Below are 19829 nucleotides of genomic sequence, written 5' to 3'. Positions count from 1 at the left end.
ATACCGCTCATGGCAGGTCGACTGCCCAGGCGATGGCGAGCCACAGGCCGGCAATCAGGACGGATGCGGCGGCAACGCGCACAAGGGCTGCCTGTTGCAGCAGGCTGAAGGAAGAGGGGATACGGAGCATACGGCGCCTTCGTGATGTAACTGTATAACAGTTATGTTATAACGAATGCGGCGACAAGAAGGCAAGGCTGAAGGTCTCCCCGTCAGCGTCACTCCGCGCGGTCGGCAGCCTGAGCCAAGGCCAGGTAATGGTCGAGATGCCGCAGCCATTTCCGCTCGATGGCCGCCTCGATGTCGATCTCGTTGGCGCGCAGATAGAGCACGAACTGTCCAAAGAGGTCGGCCGCTTCGTTTTCCAGCGCCTCGCGCGTGCCGCTTCCCTCCGCAGCCGGCCGGGCACGGCCCTGCATCAACAGATGTTCCGCCGTCAGCTCGCCCAGTTCTTCCGTCAGTTTCAGGAGATACCAGTCGGGGCTGCGGGGAATGCCATGGACGCGCGCATAAAGCTCGCCCACCTGTCCGATGCGCGCGCTCAAAGCCTTGAATGTCTCACTCATCACGCCTCCGATGGTCGAATCGTCGTCAAACGAGCCTAGCCGGCAGATGCGACATCTAGTTTGTCTCTTTCACACCGTGACGAATTCACTGCAGTCGGCAGCCGAACCCGGCGGGCCCGCGGCCCCGTGCAGGGCGCCGCGGGACCGAAGCCCTTTGGCCTTATTCCGCCATCTCTGCCTCCGGTACGGGTGCGAGCAGGAAGTAGCGGCCTTCCGGTGCCGCCTCGGCTTTCGCCTGCAGTTCCCGGGCCAGATCCTTGTTGCCCATTGCCTCCTGCAGCACCGCGCGTTTGGCATAATTGGGCGCCCAGCGCGGCAACATGGCGATCGCCTTGTCAAGGGCCGCATCCGCTCCCTTCATGTCGCCACGGGTCTTCAACAGCAGAGCATAAGCGGCCTGCACATCGGCGCTGCCGGAATTGATCATCATGGCGCGTTCGATAAGCGCTTCCGGCGTGCCGACCGCTATGGAAATCGACAGACCGATTTCACCGAGCACCGCCATCGCATCGGCCGAGAGAACAGGATCGTTGCGACCTGCAACCTCTCGCAGAAGGTCGACAGCTCTTTGCAGCTTGCCGAGATCGTCGCGCCAGATGGCGGCCATCATGCGCGCCAGATCAAGGGCGCCGGCCGGATCACCCAAGCCCGCAGCACGCTCGAAATTGCCGATCGCCGCATAGGGGTCAAGCGGCAGACCAAGGCCTCCATCGCGGTAAAGGCGACCGAGAACCGTATGCGCCTCCGGATTGTTGTGACGCGCGGCATCCAAATAGGCCGAAACGATGGGCTTCGGATCATCACCCGCTACGTAGCGGTCCAGAAGCAGGCTTGCCTTGCCAAAACGTGCCACCGCATCGCCCTCGGCAATGGCTTTGTCGTAATATTGCAGCGCCAGTGCCTCGTTCTTTTCCACCCGATTTCCGGTGTGGTGCATGATGGCAAGTGCCCTCAATGCGCTGCCGATCTTCGCATCGGCCGCCTTCTGCAGCAGGTCGAGCACCTGGCGGGGGTCGCGTTCGTTCGAGGCGTTATCGAGATAAAGAGCTGCCAAGGTCACGTTGGCAAGCAGGTAACCCTTCTCGGAGGCTTCCTGGTACAGCGCTTTCGCCCGGTCGGCATTGCCCAGCTTGTGCTCCGCCCGGCCCAGCTGGTAGGCCAGCCGCGCGATCTTGGGAAAGGCGGCATAGGCCGGCTCGCAGGCAGCCTTGGCAGCCGGCGCATCCAGATCGCTGAGATAGACGCCCCGAATGCCCCCCGTTATCTGATGGTCCGCCCGCGTTGCAAAGCGGTCGCAGGCGAGGATGCGTGCGTCGATTGTCTGTGCTTGGCTATGGCATGCAAAACCAAGCAGGCTCACCGTAAAGAAAAGAATACGTGAAGAAAATCCCGTCATGTTCGTCCCTCGAAAACCTGTCCCGGAGGGCAAAATACATGGACCGCAACAAGGCGGTTAACCTACGCGTCTCATTCCGACGTCGGATTTGACCTGTGCGTCTCAAACAACAAAAAAAGCGGCCCGTTGGGACCGCTTTTTCATCAAAGACCGTGGGGCAGCAGTCAGAGCTGTTCCAGCATGGCGGCGGCACCCGAAACGGTGGCCTGGCCCGGATTTTCCTCAAGGTTCAGCGACGTCACCACGCCGTCTTCCACCAGCATGGAATAACGCTTGGAGCGCACGCCGAGGCCGGCGGCGGAAATGTCGATCTCGAGGCCGAGCGCTTTGGTGAACGAGGCATCCCAGTCCGAGAGAAAGTGGATCTTGCCCATGCCGCCGCTCTTTTCGGCCCAGGCACCCATCACGAACATATCGTTGACGGCAACGACGGCAATGTCGTCCACGCCGCGCTCCAGAATGGCGTCGCGATTTTCCAGGTAACCCGGCAGGTGGTTCATCGTGCAGGTGGGGGTAAAGGCGCCCGGCACGGCAAACAGCACCACCTTCTTGCCCTTGAACAGGGCTTCGGTCGTCACTTCCACCGGGCCATCAACGGTCTTTTCCTTAAAGGTGGCGGCGGGCAGGGTATCTCCGACGGCAATCGTCATGATGGTCTCCATGGTGCAACGGGTGGGGTTGAGATTCCGTCGCGACTATAAAGAGGCCTTAATCGAAGGCAAGCGAGGTTTCCATCGCGCGGCTGCCGGTCACCACCAGAATGTCCCAGCTCTTGCCCTTCGGGTCATAGCCCTTCGGCAGCCTGCCGACCGGCATGTCCACCTGGTAGAGCCCGTCATCCAGACGCCCGTTTTCCTGGTCAAACAGCACATGCCCGTCCGGACCCGCCACGTAGATCTTCGGCGCCTGTGAGGCCTGCGGCAGCCTGATGGCAAGGTTCAGCGTCTGCCGGTCGTCGGTCAGCCCGTGACGCGTGACGTCGAAATCCTTGGAGGGGCGTTCGGGAAGGCTGCGCGCGGCCTTGTCCAGGATGAGGTTTTCCTCGAGCGGCAGCCCCTTGGCCTTTGACAGATCCAGCTCGAATTCCGCCTGGAAGGGAATGCAGATATTGCGGCAGAGCCCGATGAAGGCCGAGGCATTGAGTTTGAGCGGTCGGTTGGGATCGGCAACCGTCAGCGTGAAGGGCAGGGTGACCGGATGATCATAACCCAGATCGCGCACATTGCCGGTCTCGAACGGTTTTGGCACCGGAAAGGAAATATTCTCCAGCGTGATGCCATCGCCCGGCGACAGCGTGATCTGTGGCGGAATGCCCGCCTCGCCCGGCTCTTTCCAATAGGTGATCCAGCCGGCTTTGGGCTCGATCTGCAGGGCGCCCTGCACGGTCCCGTCCTTTTCCGGCGCAAGCGCGATGATTCGCATGCGCCCGCCCTCGTTCTCCGCCCAGCGGGTCATGGCGGCCTCGACCGTCCCGGCAAACAGGAGCACTGGGGCGGCAAGCCCGGCGAACAGGCTTCGGACAAACCGATGGGATGGAGCAGAATTGAACATGGGCGGTTTTTTAGTTCATCCTTTTAACAGCGACCAGTCACAAGCACTGTGAACAGATCATTTTCGGTTGATTGATACGAGACACTGCCCCATCTTCGTTGAAGAAGGCTTTCCATGAAAGCCGCCCGCCCGAGGGCCGGGCCTACCGGAACAGGAGGCACGATGTCTTTTTCGACACTCACGGATAAGCGCGACCTGAACACGCGTGAGCGCGGTTTTCTGGACGGCCAGTTCCTGATCGCCATGCCCGGCATGCAGGACGGCAATTTCGCCCGCTCGGTGGTCTATATCTGCGCCCATTCGCCGGCCGGTGCCATGGGCTTCGTCATCAACCGCTCCCAGTCCATCTCGTTTACCGAAATCCTGCTGCATCTGAAGCTGGTGGACCAGCCGGAGGCCATCATGTTGCCCGGCGCCACGCGTGATTTTCCGATCCTCAACGGCGGACCGGTGGAAACCGGCCGCGGTTTCGTGCTGCATTCGGATGATTATGCCAGTGAAAGCAGCATTCCCGTCAGCGACGACATTTCGCTGACGGCCACGCTCGATATCGTGCGCGCGATCTGCGATGGCCGTGGCCCGCGCCGTGCAACCATGCTGCTCGGTTATGCCGGCTGGGGGCCGGGCCAGCTGGAAAGCGAGATCGGCGCCAATGGCTGGCTGAACTGCCCCGCCTCCGAGGAGCTGATCTTTGACCGCGCGCTCGATGGAAAATACGAGCGCGCGCTCGCCCTTCTCGGCGTGCGGCCGGAAATGCTTTCGACCGAAGCCGGACATGCCTGATGGGTGGAACCGCACGGCGGTTCCCGCGTTTCCCTTTCGAAGACGCCGCACGAAGCAGCGCCAACCAAGGGAGAAACACCATGGGTAGCATGAGCGACAAGATGACCGGCAAGGCCAACGAGATGGCAGGCAAGGCCAAGCAGGCTGTGGGTGATGCCACCGACAACCGCTCCATGGAAACCGACGGGCATTCCCAGGAAGCCAAGGGCAAGATGCAGCATGCCAAGGGCGAAGCCAAGGACGGTGCCAAGCAGGTCGTCGACCGCGCCTGATCTCAGACGTCTGATGAAGTTCCCTCGAGAGCCTGTCCCGCCGTTTCGGTGGGGCAGGTTTTCTCTGTCCTGACCCCCCTTTTCGGACATTGCCCATGCGTCTTTACGAATGTGATCATTGCGGACAGACCATCCATTTCGACAACCGCACCTGCGTGAACTGCGGCCAGCGGCTGGCCTTCGTGCCGGAACGGCTGGCGATCCATGCGCTTTCGGAAGGCGAGGCGGGGCGATGGCACCTGATGGCGGCACCCGATCATGTGGTGCGCCTCTGTGCCAACGAACATCACGACATCTGCAATTGGACCGTGCCGGCGGAAGGGACCGAGACCTTTTGTGTCGCCTGCCGCCACAATCGGCTGGTGCCGGATGCCAGCACCGACGAGGGGCTGTCGCAGTGGCGCCATATCAGCCAGGCGCAGCGCCACCTTTTTTATTCCCTGCTGAAATGGGGTCTGCCGCGCACGACCCGCAACGAGGATCCGGACGGCGGTCTCGTCTTCGATTTCCTCGTGGACGAGGTAAAGCCGGATGGCACCGTCGTGCCCGCCATGACCGGCCACGAGGATGGCCTCATCGCCATCCGCGCCGCGGAAGCCGACGACGTGACCCGCGAAAAGGTGCGCGTTTCGATGAGCGAACCCTACCGCACCATGCTCGGCCATTTCCGCCACGAGACCGGCCACTACATCTGGGACAAGCTGGTGCGCGACGGAAACCGGCTGGACGCCTTCCGGAACACGTTTGGCGATGAGCGCGCCGATTATGGCGAGGCACTGAAGCGCAATTACGAAGAAGGCCCGCCGACCGACTGGCAGGAACATTTCATCAGCACCTATGCCGCCTCCCACCCCTGGGAGGATTTTGCCGAATGTTTCGCCCACTACATCCACATCGTCGACACGCTCGAAACCGCCCGTGCCTTCGGCATGGTGGTTGATCCGCGCGGCCATGACGATCTGACGTCAGAGCTGCGTTTCGATCCCTACAGGGCGCGCAATGCGGAGCAGCTCGTCGATGCCTGGGTTCCCTTCAGCGTGGCGCTGAACAGCATCCATCGGTCGCTCGGCGTGCCGGATCTCTATCCCTTCATCCTCACGCCGGCGGTGGTTGCCAAGCTGCAATTCATCCACGGCGTCGTGCACGGACAGGTGTGATGGACCGCTGCCGACAGGTTAGCGGACCCCGGACATCACCTCACGCCCGTTTGGTCAGTGGAAAACGTTCCTTCAGCAATCTTTGTACGGCGTCGGAGGGCATGGGCGTGCCGAAAAGATAACTCTGGCCGAACTGGCAGCCCATCTTGACGAGCGCTGCGGTGTCTTCATCGGTCTCGATGCCTTCCGCGACGATCGTCATCTCCATCGCGCGCGACATGGCGATCACAGAGCGCAAAAGCACCACCCCACGGTCTGAGGTATCGGTCACCAGGCTCTTGTCCAGCTTGATCGTGTCGAAGGGCAGCTGCGTCAGATGGCCGAGCGAGGAATAACCGGTGCCGAAATCATCGAGCGCCAGGCTGACGCCGAGATCGCGCAGCTTGGACAGGATGAGCCGTGCCTGTTCCGGGTTCTCCACCATCATCGATTCCGTCAGTTCCAGCTTCAGCCGGGACGGTTCGCACTGGGTGCGGGCGAGCAGCGAGCGGATCTCGGTGAAGAGATCGGCGTTGAGCAATTGCGCGCTCGACAGATTGACGGACACGAAGATCGGGATTTCGCCGGTCTGTTTTTCCCAGCTCATCAGGTCGCCCGTCGCACATTCCAGCGCGAACATGCCGAGCGGCTCGATCAGGTCGCAACCTTCGGCGATCGGAATGAATTCGCTTGGCGGAATGGTGCCGCGTTTGGGATGTTCCCAGCGCATCAGCGCCTCGAAACCGGCGATTTCGCCATCGTTCAGCCGGATGATCGGCTGGTAGGCGAGCGACAGTTCCTTGCGTTCGATGGCGCGGCGCAGTTCCGTCTCGATCTGCAGGCGGTCCGGCACGCCATTGGTGCGGAAGGCCGGACGGAACGGTTCGACACGATTGCCGCCACCGCGTTTTGCCCGGTACATGGCAAGCTCCGCATCGCTCAGCATGCCGGAAGCGCTTTCCTGCTGGTCCACCCAGGAGCACAGCCCGATCGAGGCGGTAAGGATCACCTCGCGATTGGCAAAGTTGATCGGCACCCGGATGGCCTGGGCCACCGCTTCGGCAAAATCCGCCACCTTGCCCGGGTCCCTCTCGGAGGCGAGGATGAGGCCGAACTGGTCGCCGGAAATGCGACCCAGCGTGTCCTGCGGTTTCAAAAGACGACGCAGGCGGCGTGTCAGCGCGATGAGAATGTTGTCGCCGGCGGCAATGCCCAGCACGTCGTTGACCTGTTTGTAGCGGTCGAGATCGATCGCCATCACGGTCGGGCGCACGCTGTCGGACGCTGCGGCAATGGTCAGTACGCCCTGCAGTCGGTCGAGGAACAGCTGGCGGTTCGGAAGGCCGGTCAGGTTGTCGTGCAGTGCATCCGATAGCAGCCGCTCGACGGAATTTTTCGGTTCCGTGACGTCAATGATGGTGCCGACGCAGCGGATGATCTCGCCGTTTGAGCCGAGCACCGGGCGCGCCCTGATCTGCAGCCAGTGGAAATGCCCGTCTTCGGCGCGGATTCGGAATTCGTGGTTGAGCCGGCCCTTGCGTTGTTCCAGAAGCACGTCGAGCGTTGCCTTGAAACGGTCGCGGTCGTCCGGATGCAGGCGCGGCAGCCAGTTGCGCACCGGCCCGTGCATGGAACCCGGCGCCAGGCCGAGCCTCAGCGAGATGTCTGGCGTCGTCACCAGCCGGTCGCGCGCCACGTCCCAGTCCCAGACCGTATCGCCGCTGCCCATCAGCGCCAGCGACTGGCGCTCCAGATCGGAAAACAGCCCCTGCTGGTAGGCGCCGCCGGCAAAGGCGTGCTGCATCACGGTGAAGCCGATGAGCAGCACGATCAGTACCAGACCGCCGCCGAGCGCCGGCTGCACGATGTCATTGTCGAGCTGGCCCGTTACCGTCAGCCAGCCGCCGAACAGCCAGACGAGGATCAGCGTCCAGGAGGGCACGAGCAGGATCGCCCGGTCATAACGGTTGAAACCGAGATAGATGATCAGCACGATGCCGGCGGTCGCCGTCAGCGCCAGCGAGATGCGCGCAATGCCGGAGGCGATCGACGGGTCGTAGATGCCGACCCCGAACAGCAGCCCAAGCCCGATCACCCAGGCAAAGGTGGCGTAACCCAGGTGGACGTGCCAGCGGTTCAGGTTGAGATAGGCAAACAGGAAAATGTTGAGCGAGGAGGCGAGCGCCACTTCCGCGCAGGCGCGCCACACACGTTCGTCGCTGGAGGTGATGCTGATCAGTTTTTCGAGAAAACCGAAGTCGACGCAGATATAGGCCAGCACCGCCCAGGCAAGTGCTGCGGCGGCCGGCAGCATGGACGTGCCCTTGACCACGAACAGGATGGTGAGGAACACCGCCAAAAGGCCAGCAATGCCGAGCACGATGCCACGATAGAGCGTAAACGAGTTGACCGTGTCCTTGTAGGCGTCCGGCTGCCAGAGATAGAGCTGCGGCAGTTCCGGTGTCGTCAGTTCGGCGACGAAGGTGACGACAGCGCCCGGGTTGATCGTGATGCGGAAGACATCGGCATCCGGGCTCGGCACGCGGTCAAGCGCAAACCCTTCCGACGGCGTGATGGCATTGATCCGCTGCGAACCGAGATCCGGCCAGATCACCTTGGAATCCACCAGCCGGAAATGCGGCGCGACGATCACGCGCTCCAGCTGTTCCTCGGAGACGTTGGCAAGCGCAAAGACCGCCCAGTCGCCCTGGTGGCCGGGCGTGCTGGCCCGAACCTCGATGCGCCGGCGAATGCCGTCGGCACCGGCCGCGGTCGAGACCTGGAAGGCTTCGCCCTGGTTCACATAGACATCCGTCGTCGCCGTGAGATCGAGCGCGGTATCGTCACGCGAGATCTTCACGGGTTCGAAGGCCATCGCCGAACCGGTGGCGAAAGACAGGATCACGAGCGCAAGCAGCACGGACAACCGGCCGCAGACCAGCGCGAGAAGGGAACGGGCCATCGTCATCGTTCGGTCCGCATCTTGTCGGCGCGGTCACCCACCTCGTCGCCCGCGAGCAGCGAATAGAGAATGTGGTCCCGCCACTCGCCGTTGATTTTCAGATATTTGCGCAACAGACCTTCCCGCTCGAAGCCGGCCTTCTGCAAAAGCCGTATGCTCTTCCAATTGTCCGGAATACAGGCTGCCTCGATGCGGTGCAACTGAAGCCCGGAAAACACATAGGGCACTACAAGCCGGAGTGCGGCAAACATATGACCTTGGCCGGCATGCCGTTCGCCCATCCAGTATCCGATCATGCAGCTTTGGGCCGCACCGCGGCGGATGTAACCGATGGTAATGCCGCCCAAGAGCGCCATGTCGTCGCGCCGAAAGAGGAACATCGGCACGGCAAGGCCGGAGGAGAATTCCTGTGAATTGCGGGTCACGCGGGCCCGGAAAGAGGCTTCCGTCAGTTCGTCATGCCGCCAGGTCGGCTCCCAGGGCTGCAGGAACGACCGGCTTTCGGCGCGTACCGCAAACCACTGCCGGTAATCGGAATACCGCGGCAGACGCAGGAGGTGATGATCTCCATACAGTTCCGGCGTATCCGGCTGACGCGATAAAAACCGAAAAACCGACCTCGTCATGCTGAGAACATTCCGCTCCGTCCGAAGCGACTAGGCTGAACGGAGCGGAAACCCGCGCTCAGCCAAGAGCCTTCTGCGTCTTGTAACCCGGCATTGAGAGTGCCGCCGTGATGTCCGACAGCGGCGCCAGCTTTTCGACCGGCCCGATGGCAGACAAGGTGGGAACTGTATCGAAAAACAGCCGCCCGGCAAGATCGGTCAGGCGTTGTGTCGTAATTCCGGCCAGTCGCTCCATCATCTCCTGGTTCGGGATGATGCGGCCATAAAGGATCATCTGCCGGGCGATCTGGCCGGCGCGTGCTGCCGGGCTTTCCTGGCCCATCAACAGCTGGGCACGGATCTGGGCGCGGGCGCGGTCGATCTCCTGCTGGTCGATGAAATCGGCCGATTTGCGCAGCTCGTCGAGGATGACGGGCACCAGTTCCGGCAGATCTTCGCCGCCGGTCGCGGCATGGATGCCGAAGATTCCGGTATCGGAAAAACCCCAGTGGAAGGCATAGACCGAATAACACAGGCCGCGATGTTCGCGCACTTCCTGGAACAGGCGCGACGACATGCCGCCGCCGAGAATGTTGGCGAGAATCTGCGAGCAGTAGAAGTCGCGCATGTGATACGCCTTGCCCTCGAAGCCGAGGAGAAGCTGCGTGTCCATCAGGTCGCGTGTTTCGCGCACTTCACCACCGAGATACCGCGCCGCTTCGAAGACGGGCGGTGCCGATGGTTTCAGCGGAAGCAGCGCAAAACGTTCCTCCACCTGTTTGACCAGCGTATCGTGGTCCACCGCGCCGGCGGCAACGATGAACATCCGGTCGGTCGTGTAATTGCGCGACAGGTATCCGCGGATCTGGTCCGGCGTAAACGACTTGACCGTCTCCGGCGTGCCGAGGATCGCCCGGCCGATCGTCTGGTCGCGATAGGCGACTTCGGAAAACCGGTCGAATACAACGTCGTCCGGCGTGTCGTTGGCGGCGCCGATCTCCTGCAGGATCACGTGTTTTTCGCGCTGCAGCTCGTCCTCGTCGAAGGCCGATTCCGTCAGGATATCGGCGAGGATGTCGATGGCGAGCGGCACGTGGTCCTTGAGAACCCGGGCGTAATAGGATGTGGTTTCGGTCGAGGTGGCGGCGTTCAACTCGCCGCCGACATTCTCGATCTGTTCGGCAATGTCGCGGGCGCTGCGGCGCGCGGTGCCCTTGAAGGCCATATGCTCGAGGAGATGGGCAATGCCATGCTCGTCGGCCGTTTCATTGCGCGAACCCGACTTGATCCAGACACCAAGCGCCACACTCTCCAGATGCGGCATGTTCTGAGTCACGACGGTCAACCCGGAGGCAAGCCGGGTGATTTCAACATTCATTGTCGGTCTTTCCGGCACTCGATGCCTGTTCAAGTTTTTGCGCGGGCATGCTGGCCGATGAAGGTTTCGACCGCCTTAAGCTCAGCGTCCAACAGATCGTAGCGCTCCTCCCTGCTCATCAGATCAGCGAGCCATGATGGGAGCGACGGATGAATTCCGCAAGCGGATTCTACCGAAGCCGGGAACTTGGCCGGATGCGCGGTGGCAAGCGTCACCATCGGGCTCGATGGTTTTGCATGCTTTTTCGCGACGAAAACGCCGGTCGCCGTATGCGGATCGAGCAGGTAACCGGTCTCGGCGAGCGTCTCGCGGATCGTCTGGGCCACCTGCTTCTGCGTCGCGCGGCCGGCGCGGAATTCCTTGCGGATCGCCTTCAGGGGCTCCGGCTGGATCTCGAAGGCGCCCGACTGACGCAGCCCCGACATGGCAGAGCGTACGGCGGAGGCATCGCGGCCATAGGCCTCGAACAACAACCGTTCGAAATTGGACGAGATCTGGATATCCATCGACGGCGAGGTGGTGGCGATGACCGACTTCATCTCGTAACGGCCGGTCTTCAGCGTGCGGGCCAGGATGTCGTTGTCATTGGTGGCAATCACCAGCCTTTCGATCGGCAGGCCCATGCGCTTGGCGACGTAACCGGCAAAGATGTCGCCGAAATTGCCGGTCGGCACGGTAAAGGAGACCTTGCGGTCCGGCGCGCCCAGCGCGACGGCGGCGGAGAAATAATAGACCACCTGCGCCATGATGCGCGCCCAGTTGATCGAATTGACGCCGGAGAGTTTGACGCTGTCGCGGAAGGCCACGTCGTTGAACATCGCCTTCACCAGGTCCTGGCAATCGTCGAAATTGCCCTTCAGCGCCAGCGCATGCACGTTCGCGTGGCCCGAGGTCGTCATCTGGCGCTGCTGCACCGGAGAGACCTTGCCATGCGGGAAAAGGATGAACACGTCGGTGCGTTCGCGTCCGCCAAAGGCGTCGATCGCCGCCCCGCCGGTGTCGCCGGAGGTCGCGCCGACAATGGTGGCACGTTCGCCGCGCTCGGCCAGCACATAGTCCATCAGACGGGCGAGCAGCTGCATCGCCACGTCCTTGAAGGCGAGCGTCGTGCCGTGGAAGAGTTCGAGCACGAAATCGTTCGGGCCCGTCTGCACCAGCGGCACCACCGCCGGATGGCGGAAGGTGGCATAGGCCTCATCGATCATGCGCTTCAGGTCGTCGGCCGGAATTTCCCCGTCGACGAAGAGCGAGATCACCTGCAGGGCGATCTCCTGATAGCTCTTGCCGCGCATGCCGCGGATGTCCTTCTTGGAGAGTGTCGGCCATTCGCGCGGCAGGTAGAGGCCGCCATCCGAGGCAAGACCGGCGAGAAGTGCGTCGCGAAAACTCAAGGCAGGCGCGTCGCCGCGTGTCGAAATGTAATCCAAGATGCGTATCCCAAGACGAACTGTGCTGGCCTCGTCGCCGCGCCTTTCGGAGCGTTTGTCTCTCTCACGTCGTCGACGTTTAGAGGAGGCCGTTCCGTCTGGACAAATTTCGGCTGCAATGCCAATCGATTTTTCCGTGCGCCGCTGGTATAGACCATCGGAATTTGCGGTGAAAGCCCGGAATGAGTATTCAGGGACCGTTCAGAAGAAAAGGGTCGCAGTCACGTGTCTGGCAAGTTGTCGCTCAAGTTTCTCCCGCTGTCGCTTCTCGCAGTTCTTGCCGGCTGCAACTCTTCCTCGCCCATTGCCGGCCTGAATGTCGGCCAGCCGGCCGCCCAGCAACAGCCGGTGACGCCGGTCGTGCAGGCCTATTGCCCGGATGTGGTGATGCGCGACGATACCGCGATCCGCAGCACTTACGCGGGCAATGCCAAGGATGATCCGGAAAAGCTGATCTACCGCGCCTCGCTTGCCGATGCGACGCGTGCCTGCACGGCCAACGAGACGACCCTGACGATCACGGTGATGGCGCAGGGCCGAATCGTGCTCGGTCCGGCCGGCAAGCCGGGCCCGACCAAGGTGCCGGTGGTGGTCGAAGTCGTCGAAGGCGACAACGTGATCTATTCGCAGACCACGCAGTTCAATGTCGATATCCCGCCGGAAGGTTCCACCCAGTTCATCTTCGCCAAGAACGACGTGGCGATCCCCAACACCGCCGGCGGTGTCTCGCGCTTCACCCGCGTGCGCCTGGGCTTTGAGGCCGTGGCGGCCAAAAAGACCACCCGCCGCCCAGGTTGAGGCAAGCTGGTTGAGACAAACGGCAACGGGCCGCAATCTGCGGCCCGTCGTTCGTCGGAGAAGGTGTTAATCGCCGTCAGGCGGCCTGTGCCGGGGCGGCGATCGGCGGGCCCACGATCTCCATGCCGAAACTCCGGGCAAGGTCCGGGACATCGGACATCGGCCGTCCGCGCATGGCCGGCATGAACTGTTCGAAACCGCCAGGCGTCAGCATCACCAGCATGCGGGCAGGCTGAGCCTCGAAGTTGCGGAACGCGTGTGGTGTGCCTCGCGGGATGGCGGCAAATCCGCCGGCGCCCGTGCGGAACTGTTCACTTCCACAGATGAAATCGACGGTTCCCTCGAGAACATAAAGAACCTCGTCGGCATCTGTATGGATGTGGAGGGGTGGGCCCGACTGCGGCGCGACGATGATTTCGGTGAGCGAGAAGGCGCCGCCGGTGTGATGGCTTTCCACCCGCATGGCGATCTGTTCACCCGGAAGTGGCTGGAACCAGTCGCGGCTTTCTGCGCTGCTGAACATATGCCCCTGGAGGCAGGATACTGTCATTGGCTTGATTCCTTCGCATGGGCATCCAGCGCCTCGTGCGCGGGATGCGAACAGTCGAAGAATAGACGCTCGAGGTGAGCCGCTTCTGGAACAAAGCCGCTGGTTTTGGAAGGAAAGCGACGCGAAGTTTACCGGGACGCCCGGTTAAGGCGCCACACCCGCGGCGAACTTCCGGTGTGCTGCAGAAAGACCCGGGAAAAATGGCTCTGGTCGGCAAAACCGCAGTCCAGTGCCACATCGAGAAGCGTTTTATCCGGATCGTGCAACAGCTGTTTGGCGCGCAGGATGCGCCGTTCCTGCAGCCAGGCATGCGGTGTGACGCCGGTGGTCATCTTGAAGGCCCGTGTGAAGTGGTCTGCCGAGAGGCCACATTCCCGGGCGACCTCCTTGACGGAGGGCGCGTCGGCCAGTCCGGCGTCCAGACGTTCCTTCGCCCGCCGTTCCTGCCAGGGGGCAAGCCCGCCACGCAGACGCCGCGCCGGCGACAGCCCGCCATAACGGTGGGCGAAATGCCCGCCGAGCGCCAGCAGCATGTGGTCGATCAGCAGCCTGTTGCGCTCGGGCGGCGGTTCGGCCAGTCCGTGCAGAAGAAGCGGGGCCACCTGTTGCACGACAGGATCGACGGTCAGCCAGCGGTCCGGTGCGTGCAGGGGGGCTGCCGATCCGCTGCCGGCAGACGCGGCGATGTCCTGCAGCGCTGCGGTGGGCAGATGCACCATCAGCGTATCGGCTGGCGTTGTCAGGCGGCCGCAGGCGTCGCCGATGCTGAGATCGACGATGTTGAGCGACCCCTCCGGTGTTGCGGGCGATCGCTCGAAGCGGCCGTCGAGCTTGAACTCGTGGCTCGGATAGGCGCGCAGCTGATAGAGGACGACAAAGGCATGTTCGGCCTGCATCTTGGCCACGTAAACATCGCGCGGCGGGATGTCCGGGGTAAAGCGCGTCACGCTGATGGCCGAGGTCTCGGTCGAAACCATCAGTGCGTCCTGTTCACCGGGGAAGGGCGGCCGCTTTAATGCTGTTGTGGCAGACCTCATCATTCTCTACCGCTGATCCACTCTCCTGCGACAGTTAGCGCAACAGTGGTTCCGGCAAAAGAGTGTCGCGATCACAAGCCCGTTTTCGCCGGTTCCCTCTGACATGGCCATAACGCCAATTCCAGACGCTCCTCAGATCGCGCCGGCCCATTGGCCCAATGCGGCAATCGTCGCCGGCAGGTCGCTCATCCGGGCAATCACGGTTTCGGCGCCGGCATCCGTCAGGCGGTCGGCATGGCTCGGATAGGTGTGCGATGCACCCGTAAAGCCGATCACCCGGCAGCCGGCGGCAACCGCACCGTGAATGCCATGCACCGAATCCTCGATCACCACCGTGCGGGATGCATTCACCTTGAAGGTGTCGATGGCGTGCAGGAAAATGTCCGGTCGCGGCTTCACCTTGTCGGGTCCGAGATCTTTCGCCGAGAAGATATGCGGCTCGAAATAGGGTTTCAGGCCGACCTTGGTCAGCATCATGTCAAGCCGCTGGCTTGAGGAGTTGGAGCAGATGCAGGCCTGCGTGGTGATCTTCGACAGCGCAAGCTTCACACCGTCGATCACCTTCACGTCGCGCTCCAGGCGGGCGTCGAGCAGCTTTTCCGACTTGTCGATCAGCGAGGCGGACAGCGGAATGTCGACTTCCTTCTCGATTGCAAGCAGGATGTTCTTCCAGGTCATGCCGGCAAAACGTTCGCCCATTTCTTCCACGCTGATCGGGTATCCGGCTTCCGTCAGCAGGCGGGATTCGACCTGCGCGGCAATGATTTCCGAATCGACCAGAACGCCGTCGCAGTCGAAGATGATGAGGTCGAAGTCGCTCATGTCAGAAGTTCTCTTTCGTCAAGCCGTAAGGGATCGTGCCTGACCTACACGAGGCAGGCCTCGATAACAATCAGGCGGCGTCGACGTCCTGGACCGGGAAGAGGGCGAGAAAACGGCTGGTGCCCTCGCGGGTGAAACGGATGGCGCGGCTTTCCGGCTCGCGTTTCGCCCAGCCCTTCGCGAGCATCTGGTCGAAAAGCGCCTTGCCGAGCGAGCCGCCGAGGTGCGAACGGCGTTCGCTCCAGTCGAGGCAGGCCCGGCAGAGCGGCCGGCGCGGCGTCTCGATGGTCTCGACGTCAATGCCCATGTCGCAGACGAATTGCCGGCCCGTCGTCGTCAGTGTGAGCGTCTCGTCCTCGGAAAGGATCGCGCCGCGTTCGATGAGGCTGTCGAGGATCCGCACGCCGAAATCGCCGGCCAGGTGATCATAGCAGATGCGCGCCCGGCGCAGCGCCGGATCTTTCGGGCCGGGGCGATGGCGCAGATGACCGCGCGTTGCGGCAAGCCCGGCAAGATCCTCCAGCAGGCTTGCCACCCTGTGGTCGGCCAGCGCGAAATAGCGGTGGCGCCCCTGTTTGCGCTGGGTGAGCAGCCCACCTTCCTCCAGCTTGGAGAGATGCGCGCTGGCGGTCGCCAGCGTCACGCCGGCGGTCTGAGCGAGTTCGGTGGCCGTCAGCGCCTGGCCGCACATCAGGGCGGTCAGCATGTTGGCGCGGGCCGGGTCGCCGATCAGCGTGGCGATGCGGGCTATGTCGGGTCCTTCTTTCATACTTCGATCGTAACCGAAGCATCGATGCTCTGCAATAAGACAATTTGGGATCATCGAGACTGGAGACAACACGATGATCACCTGCTTCATCCGCTATGAGATCGACCCTTTCAAGCGCGGCCAATTTGCCGATTACGCCAAGGCCTGGGGGCAGGCCATTCCCCGCTGCGGCGCCGATCTCATCGGTTATTTCGCCCCGCACGAGGGATCTTCCACCACCGCCTACGGCGTCTATTCCATCGAAAGCCTCGCCGCCTACGAAGCCTACCGCGCGCGCCTTGCCGAAGACCCGCTCGGCCGCGAGAACTATGCCTTTGCCAGCCGCGAGCGTTTCATCCTGAAGGAGGACCGGATCTTTTTGCGCAACGTCTCGCTGCCGCATGGCCCGAAGGTGTCGCCATGATCGCCGTCATCTTCGAAGTGGTGCCCTATATGGGCGAACGCCACCGCTATCTGGATCTGGCCGGAGAGCTGCGCAACGAGCTTGAAACGATCGACGGCTTCATCTCGATCGAACGCTTCGAGAGCCTGACGCTGCGCGGCAAGCTCCTGTCGCTTTCCTTCTGGCGCGACGAGGAGGCGGTGAGGGCCTGGCGGAACGTGGAAGCACACCGTGCCGCGCAACGGGCAGGGCGGACCGAGATCTTCGCCGACTACCGCCTGCGCATCGGCCATGTGCTGCGCGATTACGGCCTGTTCGAGCGCGACGAGGCGCCGGCGGAGAAGGGGGAGGCGCTGGGAGTGCGGTCAAAATCTTGATCTGAGGCGCAATAAGGCAAGCTTGAGTGGCGGAAGATCGTGTGTGAGGACGTCCCAGATGACGTCCTCAGCGATCCGATGATACTCATGGCGAAGAACATTCCCCATGCTGCGCACCCGTTCCACGGGATCTGTGGCTCGTGCGCCAGCAGCTCTTCCGGCAAGTGCCTGCTTGCTTCGGACAGGATCTCGATTGCCCGTTCGACTCCCATCCGAAAGAACCAATCGGCAGCCAGGTACTCAATCGTCTTGCCATCGGTCGCCGTTTGCAGCTAGGTGATTGTCTCCAGCATTTCATCCAGAACAATGGTCACGTCCCGCGGCATCAGAAGATCCGTTCGGCGGAGGCGATGATGTGATTTTTAAGGCGGGGATGCAGGCTGTTGCGTGTGGTCACGTCCACACCCAGCCGCAGTTCCTCCTCGAGAAATTGCTTCAGACCCACCAGATCCAAAAGTGAAAACTTCTTCGAGGCATCATAATCGATGAACAGATCGAGGTCGCTCGTCTCCTTCGCCTCGTCCCGCACCACGGATCCGAATAGATACATCGAGGTCGCACCGAGCGCCCGGATGGCGTCGGCCCGTTCCGTCAACTGTCTGATCGCCTCGTCTTTCCTCATGCCGTTAATCTAATACGGACCGGCTGTTCTTTCCATTGCGATTATTTCGCGCGTTTTTCGCGGTCTCTTCAGGCTTTGGTAACCAAACTGGGTAACCATAACAGTCTGTAAACATTGTCCGAGTCAGCGTTCAGCGAGTATCAGATGGCATCCGTTCTTCCGCTTAAGGATCTGAAGGCCCAGGTTCGTCCCGACACCTGGCTGAATACCATCATCAAGGGCGATTGCGTCGCCGCCCTCGAAGCGCTTCCCGACCAGTCGGTCGATGTCATCTTTGCCGATCCGCCCTATAATCTGCAGCTTGGCGGCATGCTGCACCGGCCCGACCAGTCGCTGGTCGATGCGGTCGACGACGAATGGGACCAGTTCGAGAGCTTTCAGGCCTATGATGCCTTCACCCGCGCCTGGCTGCTCGCCTGCCGCCGCGTGTTGAAGCCGAATGGCACGATCTGGGTCATCGGCTCCTACCACAACATCTTCCGGGTCGGCTCCATGCTGCAGGATCTGCGGTTCTGGCTGCTGAACGATGTCGTGTGGCGCAAGACGAACCCGATGCCGAACTTCAAGGGTCGCCGTTTCCAGAACGCGCACGAGACGCTGATCTGGGCAAGCCGCGATGCCAAGGCAAAGTCCTACACCTTCAACTACGATGCCCTGAAGGCGTCGAATGACGACGTACAGATGCGCTCCGACTGGCTGTTCCCGATCTGCAGCGGCCATGAGCGGCTGAAGGACGATGACGGCAAGAAGATCCATCCGACGCAGAAGCCCGAAGCGCTGCTCGCCCGCATCATCATGGCCTCCACCAAGCCGGGCGATGTCATCCTCGACCCCTTTTTCGGGTCCGGCACGACAGGCGCGGTTGCCAAGCGGCTTGGCCGCAACTTCGTCGGCATTGAGCGCGAGCAGGATTACATCGATGCGGCGTCTGCCCGCATCGCCGCCGTCGAGCCTCTCGGCAAGGTGGAACTCACCGTGCTCTCCGGTAAGAAGGCCGAACCGCGGGTTGCCTTCAATACGCTGGTGGAAAGCGGCATGGTCAAGCCTGGCCAGGTGCTGACGGACGCCAAACGAAAGGTCAGCGCAATCGTGCGCGCCGATGGCACGCTGGTCTCCGGCGGCGAGGCGGGATCGATCCACCGCGTCGGCGCCAAGGTGCAGGGTTTTGACACCTGCAACGGCTGGACCTTCTGGCATTACGAAGACGAGGGCACGCTGAAGCCGATCGATGCCCTGCGCGCTCTTGTCCGCAAGGATATGGCGGCTCTCGATTGAGGGCAGGTCTGCCATCGGGCGAGGGGCGAACCGGTTGCCCCGTCCGGTGTGACATTGGAATGGTCTTTCTCATTGCACGGAGACAGCTGATCCACCGCCGCCGTCAATGAGCTTCCTTTTCGGTTCATTCTCCAGTCCCGAAGAGGGATATGACGCCCGGATCTGGTGAAGGTCCGGGCGTCAATTCATTGTAGCGGCTCAGCCGTCATCCCCGGTGCGGATGCGGAAATGCCGCTCAATGCCCGCCGTCACGCGGAACCATTCGGAAGCGCGGTTGCGGGCCTGATGGGCTTCGAAGGCGGCTTCGTCGAGGAAGATTTCCGAGACGATGAGGCGACCCGCCACCGTCTTGCTGGGAGAAACCTCGAATTTCACGCAGCCGGGTTCGGCGCGCGTCAGCCGGATATGCTCCGGCAGTGCCGCCAGAACCTCTTCCAGCCGGCTGGATGGAATATCGATATGTCCATCGAGATAGATTTTGTCGTCAGCCATTTACTCCTCCGCTTCACACTGCGATGCCATAGGCGCCAAGATCGCGGCGCAAGGTTGCGGCATCGGTAAACTGTACGGCCTGCCAGCCGGCTGCCTTGGCGCCGTCCACATTGGCCGCGGAATCATCGATGAAGATCGTCCGGGCCGGATCGAGGCCAAAATCCTCCGCATGTTTGCGGTAGATCGCGACATCCGGCTTGATGAGAAAGATCTCTCCGGAGACGGTGACACCGCGCGGGCGGTTCAGGAAGGGATACATCTCGCGCGCATGGCGAAAGGTGTCGGCGGCAAAGTTCGTCAGCATGGTCACGTCGCGGCCTTCATCGATCAGGCCTTCCATGATGGCGACGCTCTCCTGATAAGCATGCGGCACCATTTCATGCCAATGCTTGCGGAAGGCGCGGATCTGCGCCTCGCGTTCCGGATATTGTTCGATCAACAGCGCCTCGGCCACCGACCAGTCGCGGCCGCGATCCTGTTCCAGGTTCCAGTCATGGGTGCAGACATTGTCGAAGAACCAGCGCCGCTCCTCGGCATCGGGAATGATCCGGCTGAAGGGAAGGTTGGGATCGTAATGGATCAGTACCTTGCCGATGTCGAAGACGATATGCTTGATCTCAACGCGCATG

At 62.0% G+C, this 19829-nt stretch carries 24 protein-coding genes; 7 read left to right on the top strand and 17 right to left on the bottom strand.

Annotated elements, in window-relative coordinates:
• Positions 1–7: 7 nt before the first annotated feature.
• The 5 genes from OU993_RS02660 to OU993_RS02640 form a co-directional block, all read right to left on the bottom strand.
• Positions 8–130: a hypothetical protein gene (locus OU993_RS02660; protein WP_268154709.1), complete on the bottom strand. Its 123-nt coding sequence runs from the start codon at positions 128–130 to the stop codon at positions 8–10.
• Positions 131–218: 88 nt separating this feature from the next.
• Positions 219–566 (bottom strand): phosphoribosyl-ATP pyrophosphohydrolase, encoded by a 348-nt coding sequence (locus OU993_RS02655; RefSeq protein WP_268154707.1) that lies wholly within the window; start codon positions 564–566, stop codon positions 219–221.
• A gap of 160 nt (positions 567–726) precedes the next feature.
• A complete protein-coding gene (locus tag OU993_RS02650) occupies positions 727–1962 on the bottom strand; it encodes a tetratricopeptide repeat protein (RefSeq protein WP_268154705.1) in 1236 nt (411 codons plus the stop codon).
• 164 nt (positions 1963–2126) lie between these two features.
• Positions 2127–2612 carry a peroxiredoxin gene (locus OU993_RS02645; RefSeq protein WP_268154703.1) on the bottom strand — a complete coding sequence of 162 codons (486 nt, stop codon included), beginning with the start codon at positions 2610–2612 and terminating at the stop codon, positions 2127–2129.
• 58 nt (positions 2613–2670) lie between these two features.
• Complete coding sequence (locus OU993_RS02640) at positions 2671–3513, bottom strand: protein-disulfide reductase DsbD domain-containing protein (RefSeq protein ID WP_268154701.1); 843 nt, start codon at positions 3511–3513, stop codon at positions 2671–2673.
• A 162-nt stretch (positions 3514–3675) separates the two neighbouring features.
• On the opposite strand from OU993_RS02640, the gene OU993_RS02635 reads away from it, so the two are divergent.
• The 3 genes from OU993_RS02635 to OU993_RS02625 all read left to right on the top strand — a co-directional run bounded on the left by OU993_RS02635 (position 3676) and on the right by OU993_RS02625 (position 5725).
• Positions 3676–4296 (top strand): YqgE/AlgH family protein, encoded by a 621-nt coding sequence (locus OU993_RS02635; RefSeq protein ID WP_268154699.1) that lies wholly within the window; start codon positions 3676–3678, stop codon positions 4294–4296.
• An 80-nt stretch (positions 4297–4376) separates the two neighbouring features.
• The gene (locus OU993_RS02630; protein WP_268154697.1) at positions 4377–4568 is read left to right on the top strand and encodes a CsbD family protein; all 192 of its coding nucleotides are present in this window, start codon (positions 4377–4379) and stop codon (positions 4566–4568) included.
• 95 nt (positions 4569–4663) lie between these two features.
• A complete protein-coding gene (locus tag OU993_RS02625) occupies positions 4664–5725 on the top strand; it encodes a zinc-binding metallopeptidase family protein (protein WP_268154695.1) in 1062 nt (353 codons plus the stop codon).
• A 40-nt stretch (positions 5726–5765) separates the two neighbouring features.
• Here OU993_RS02625 and OU993_RS02620 read toward each other — a convergent pair whose 3' ends face one another.
• From OU993_RS02620 to thrC, 4 genes are read right to left on the bottom strand one after another with little or no spacing between them, the layout of a single operon-like run.
• Positions 5766–8672, bottom strand: coding sequence for an EAL domain-containing protein (locus OU993_RS02620; protein ID WP_268154693.1), 2907 nt, complete (start codon positions 8670–8672; stop codon positions 5766–5768).
• On the bottom strand, positions 8669–9292 hold the full coding sequence (locus OU993_RS02615) for a GNAT family N-acetyltransferase (protein WP_268154691.1): 624 nt from the start codon (positions 9290–9292) through the stop codon (positions 8669–8671). The genes OU993_RS02620 and OU993_RS02615 overlap by 4 nt, the downstream gene beginning before the upstream one ends.
• Positions 9293–9350: 58 nt before the next feature.
• On the bottom strand, positions 9351–10649 hold the full coding sequence (locus tag OU993_RS02610) for a M16 family metallopeptidase (RefSeq protein WP_268154689.1): 1299 nt from the start codon (positions 10647–10649) through the stop codon (positions 9351–9353).
• Between the two features lie 29 nt (positions 10650–10678).
• Entirely contained in the window at positions 10679–12076 is a 1398-nt protein-coding gene (gene thrC, locus OU993_RS02605; protein WP_268154687.1) for a threonine synthase, read from the bottom strand.
• Between the two features lie 225 nt (positions 12077–12301).
• On the opposite strand from thrC, the gene OU993_RS02600 reads away from it, so the two are divergent.
• Entirely contained in the window at positions 12302–12874 is a 573-nt protein-coding gene (locus OU993_RS02600; RefSeq protein ID WP_268154685.1) for a PilZ domain-containing protein, read from the top strand.
• A gap of 76 nt (positions 12875–12950) precedes the next feature.
• On the opposite strand, the gene OU993_RS02595 is transcribed toward OU993_RS02600, so the two are convergent.
• From OU993_RS02595 to OU993_RS02580, 4 genes are all read right to left on the bottom strand, one after another.
• A complete protein-coding gene (locus OU993_RS02595) occupies positions 12951–13424 on the bottom strand; it encodes a cupin domain-containing protein (protein ID WP_268154683.1) in 474 nt (157 codons plus the stop codon).
• 128 nt (positions 13425–13552) lie between these two features.
• Positions 13553–14401 carry a helix-turn-helix domain-containing protein gene (locus tag OU993_RS02590; protein ID WP_268154681.1) on the bottom strand — a complete coding sequence of 283 codons (849 nt, stop codon included), beginning with the start codon at positions 14399–14401 and terminating at the stop codon, positions 13553–13555.
• Positions 14402–14593: 192 nt separating this feature from the next.
• On the bottom strand, positions 14594–15283 hold the full coding sequence (locus tag OU993_RS02585; RefSeq protein ID WP_268154679.1) for an HAD family hydrolase: 690 nt from the start codon (positions 15281–15283) through the stop codon (positions 14594–14596).
• Between the two features lie 70 nt (positions 15284–15353).
• The gene (locus OU993_RS02580) at positions 15354–16052 is read right to left on the bottom strand and encodes an ArsR/SmtB family transcription factor (RefSeq protein WP_268154677.1); all 699 of its coding nucleotides are present in this window, start codon (positions 16050–16052) and stop codon (positions 15354–15356) included.
• Positions 16053–16125: 73 nt separating this feature from the next.
• On the opposite strand from OU993_RS02580, the gene OU993_RS02575 reads away from it, so the two are divergent.
• Positions 16126–16455 carry an NIPSNAP family protein gene (locus tag OU993_RS02575; protein WP_268154675.1) on the top strand — a complete coding sequence of 110 codons (330 nt, stop codon included), beginning with the start codon at positions 16126–16128 and terminating at the stop codon, positions 16453–16455.
• On the top strand, positions 16452–16811 hold the full coding sequence (locus OU993_RS02570; protein WP_268154674.1) for an antibiotic biosynthesis monooxygenase family protein: 360 nt from the start codon (positions 16452–16454) through the stop codon (positions 16809–16811). The genes OU993_RS02575 and OU993_RS02570 overlap by 4 nt, the downstream gene beginning before the upstream one ends.
• Here OU993_RS02570 and OU993_RS02565 read toward each other — a convergent pair.
• Together OU993_RS02565 and OU993_RS02560 are read right to left on the bottom strand one after the other, a co-directional pair.
• Entirely contained in the window at positions 16800–16919 is a 120-nt protein-coding gene (locus OU993_RS02565; protein WP_268154672.1) for a HepT-like ribonuclease domain-containing protein, read from the bottom strand. The two genes, OU993_RS02570 and OU993_RS02565, sit on opposite strands and share 12 nt — an antisense overlap.
• A gap of 217 nt (positions 16920–17136) precedes the next feature.
• Positions 17137–17433: a nucleotidyltransferase family protein gene (locus tag OU993_RS02560; protein ID WP_268154671.1), complete on the bottom strand. Its 297-nt coding sequence runs from the start codon at positions 17431–17433 to the stop codon at positions 17137–17139.
• A gap of 144 nt (positions 17434–17577) precedes the next feature.
• On the opposite strand from OU993_RS02560, the gene OU993_RS02555 reads away from it, so the two are divergent.
• Positions 17578–18708 carry a site-specific DNA-methyltransferase gene (locus tag OU993_RS02555; RefSeq protein WP_268154670.1) on the top strand — a complete coding sequence of 377 codons (1131 nt, stop codon included), beginning with the start codon at positions 17578–17580 and terminating at the stop codon, positions 18706–18708.
• A 198-nt stretch (positions 18709–18906) separates the two neighbouring features.
• On the opposite strand, the gene OU993_RS02550 is transcribed toward OU993_RS02555, so the two are convergent.
• Together OU993_RS02550 and OU993_RS02545 are read right to left on the bottom strand one after the other, a co-directional pair.
• Positions 18907–19200, bottom strand: coding sequence for a putative quinol monooxygenase (locus tag OU993_RS02550; RefSeq protein WP_268154669.1), 294 nt, complete (start codon positions 19198–19200; stop codon positions 18907–18909).
• 13 nt (positions 19201–19213) lie between these two features.
• Positions 19214–19828 (bottom strand): HAD family hydrolase, encoded by a 615-nt coding sequence (locus OU993_RS02545; RefSeq protein WP_268154668.1) that lies wholly within the window; start codon positions 19826–19828, stop codon positions 19214–19216.
• Position 19829: the final 1 nt, after the last annotated feature.

This window comes from Rhizobium sp. SL86 (genome assembly GCF_026672545.1).
Lineage (GTDB): Bacteria > Pseudomonadota > Alphaproteobacteria > Rhizobiales > Rhizobiaceae > Neorhizobium.
Note: the sequence above shows the minus strand (reverse complement) of the source record. Positions and strands in the feature narration are given on the sequence as shown.

What these genes read in the sequence shown, in the direction of transcription:
- OU993_RS02660 (WP_268154709.1), bottom strand. Translation starts at nt 130, where the DNA reads ATGCTCCGTATCCCCTCTTCCTTCAGCCTGCTGCAACAGGCAGCCCTT.
- OU993_RS02655 (WP_268154707.1), bottom strand. Translation starts at nt 566, where the DNA reads ATGAGTGAGACATTCAAGGCTTTGAGCGCGCGCATCGGACAGGTGGGC.
- OU993_RS02650 (WP_268154705.1), bottom strand. Translation starts at nt 1,962, where the DNA reads ATGACGGGATTTTCTTCACGTATTCTTTTCTTTACGGTGAGCCTGCTT.
- OU993_RS02645 (WP_268154703.1), bottom strand. Translation starts at nt 2,612, where the DNA reads ATGACGATTGCCGTCGGAGATACCCTGCCCGCCGCCACCTTTAAGGAA.
- OU993_RS02640 (WP_268154701.1), bottom strand. Translation starts at nt 3,513, where the DNA reads ATGTTCAATTCTGCTCCATCCCATCGGTTTGTCCGAAGCCTGTTCGCC.
- OU993_RS02635 (WP_268154699.1), top strand. Translation starts at nt 3,676, where the DNA reads ATGTCTTTTTCGACACTCACGGATAAGCGCGACCTGAACACGCGTGAG.
- OU993_RS02630 (WP_268154697.1), top strand. Translation starts at nt 4,377, where the DNA reads ATGGGTAGCATGAGCGACAAGATGACCGGCAAGGCCAACGAGATGGCA.
- OU993_RS02625 (WP_268154695.1), top strand. Translation starts at nt 4,664, where the DNA reads ATGCGTCTTTACGAATGTGATCATTGCGGACAGACCATCCATTTCGAC.
- OU993_RS02620 (WP_268154693.1), bottom strand. Translation starts at nt 8,672, where the DNA reads ATGACGATGGCCCGTTCCCTTCTCGCGCTGGTCTGCGGCCGGTTGTCC.
- OU993_RS02615 (WP_268154691.1), bottom strand. Translation starts at nt 9,292, where the DNA reads ATGACGAGGTCGGTTTTTCGGTTTTTATCGCGTCAGCCGGATACGCCG.
- OU993_RS02610 (WP_268154689.1), bottom strand. Translation starts at nt 10,649, where the DNA reads ATGAATGTTGAAATCACCCGGCTTGCCTCCGGGTTGACCGTCGTGACT.
- OU993_RS02595 (WP_268154683.1), bottom strand. Translation starts at nt 13,424, where the DNA reads ATGACAGTATCCTGCCTCCAGGGGCATATGTTCAGCAGCGCAGAAAGC.
- OU993_RS02590 (WP_268154681.1), bottom strand. Translation starts at nt 14,401, where the DNA reads ATGGTTTCGACCGAGACCTCGGCCATCAGCGTGACGCGCTTTACCCCG.
- OU993_RS02585 (WP_268154679.1), bottom strand. Translation starts at nt 15,283, where the DNA reads ATGAGCGACTTCGACCTCATCATCTTCGACTGCGACGGCGTTCTGGTC.
- OU993_RS02580 (WP_268154677.1), bottom strand. Translation starts at nt 16,052, where the DNA reads ATGAAAGAAGGACCCGACATAGCCCGCATCGCCACGCTGATCGGCGAC.
- OU993_RS02575 (WP_268154675.1), top strand. Translation starts at nt 16,126, where the DNA reads ATGATCACCTGCTTCATCCGCTATGAGATCGACCCTTTCAAGCGCGGC.
- OU993_RS02570 (WP_268154674.1), top strand. Translation starts at nt 16,452, where the DNA reads ATGATCGCCGTCATCTTCGAAGTGGTGCCCTATATGGGCGAACGCCAC.
- OU993_RS02565 (WP_268154672.1), bottom strand. Translation starts at nt 16,919, where the DNA reads ATGGGGAATGTTCTTCGCCATGAGTATCATCGGATCGCTGAGGACGTC.
- OU993_RS02560 (WP_268154671.1), bottom strand. Translation starts at nt 17,433, where the DNA reads ATGAGGAAAGACGAGGCGATCAGACAGTTGACGGAACGGGCCGACGCC.
- OU993_RS02555 (WP_268154670.1), top strand. Translation starts at nt 17,578, where the DNA reads ATGGCATCCGTTCTTCCGCTTAAGGATCTGAAGGCCCAGGTTCGTCCC.
- OU993_RS02550 (WP_268154669.1), bottom strand. Translation starts at nt 19,200, where the DNA reads ATGGCTGACGACAAAATCTATCTCGATGGACATATCGATATTCCATCC.
- OU993_RS02545 (WP_268154668.1), bottom strand. Translation starts at nt 19,828, where the DNA reads ATGCGCGTTGAGATCAAGCATATCGTCTTCGACATCGGCAAGGTACTG.